Here is a 1,361-nt window from a genome sequence, read left to right as displayed (position 1 = left end):
AAATGTGTGTTTTTGTTGGCGTGTCGGGATTAGAGTTGGCCTTTTCGGATGCCGAGTGAGTGGTTGTAGGCGGTGTCGATAGCTTTGTCGTAGAGGGCTGGTCGTCCGGTTTCTGGGTCGGCTTGGTTCTCGTTGTGGATCAGGGTTGGGACTTTGGCGAGTTGGTTTTGGCCCCAGTTGGACTGCTTGGCGATTTGTACTGGGTCGTTGGGCTGCTCCGTTTTTAGGTACAGCCACCATTCCAGCATGCGGCGTTGGTGCTCTGCGTGTGTGCCGCGGTGGGTTCTAGCGAGTAGTTTCAGCTGGGCGTTGATCCCGCCTTCAAGGCTGTTGGTGGTGGATTTGAGATGCTGAGGATCTAGGGTTGTGCCGGGTGGGTTGAGGTAGGTAAACAGGAGGTTGCGCCGCCAGAGATTGTTCAGGCTGTTGTATGCCCTACGGGCGCCTTCGTGTGTCCATGACCAGGTTCTTTGCTTGGTGGTGGGGTCGGTAGTCCAGGTCTTCTCGTTGAGCCAGTTGCGGTAGAGGCATTCGTATTGGTGCAGTTGTACGCCCCATTGGGCTGCTTGGTCGAGGCTGGTGATCTTCGTTAGGTTCAGTGCCAGCTGGTAAATCGCACGCCCGCCGTTGGTGCGAGGCCGCGAGGTTGTATGTCGACGTACTACGCGTTGGGCGTGGACTAGGCAGCGTTGTACTGCGGTGGTAGGCCAGCAGTTGTTGATGGCGCTGGTGGCTCCGCGCCCGCCGTCGGTGACCACGATCAGTGGAGCAGTAATCCCGTCGAGTAGCGCGCTGTAGGCAGCAGTGCTTTCGGTTGTGCACCAGTGCCAGGCTATGACGTGGTCAAGACTGGAGGCGACCAACAGACACCCGCCTGCTGTGTAGGTGCCGTCGATGAATACCTGGTCGTAGATACGGCCCATGTGGCAAGGCCTGGGGTCTGGCACGTCGATGAGCCAAAACAGTTCGAAGCGGCGCTGCAAACTGCGCGGACTTAAGCCGGTTTTACCTGCTAGTGATTTCAGGGTCGCGCTGGTGGTGACATATTCGATGAATCTGGCGAACGCTGCTGCATTGGTAATGTCGCAGCGTTGTCGTGTTGATGAGGCTCCGCAGGTTGTGCATCGCCATCGCGTGCGGTTGGCAGATGTGGTTCCGTTCTTGATCATCGTGTTGCCACACACGCTGCAAAGAGGTCTGTTTTTCGGCATCGTTTAATGCCAGCACCTGCATGTAGCACATCACAGAGCAAAACACTATCAAGGCTCAGATATATGCTTCCAGAGCATATATTTTCATCGTTAACCCAGTTCAGGGCCCATAAATCGAGAGATTCACACACACATTTTGTCGTTTAACCC

1 protein-coding gene is annotated in these 1,361 nt (G+C 55.8%); it reads right to left on the bottom strand.

Annotation, left to right across the window (positions count from 1 at the left end; all coding sequences use genetic code 11):
- Positions 1 to 29: 29 nt before the first annotated feature.
- Complete coding sequence (locus PG731_RS07560; protein ID WP_270773149.1) at positions 30 to 1,211, bottom strand: IS1249 family transposase; 1,182 nt, start codon at positions 1,209 to 1,211, stop codon at positions 30 to 32.
- Positions 1,212 to 1,361: the final 150 nt, after the last annotated feature.

The organism is Pauljensenia sp. OF14-1SRA, assembly GCF_027694595.1.
Lineage (GTDB): Bacteria > Actinomycetota > Actinomycetes > Actinomycetales > Actinomycetaceae > Pauljensenia > Pauljensenia turicensis_B.
This window is presented reverse-complemented; position numbering and strand designations above follow the sequence as displayed.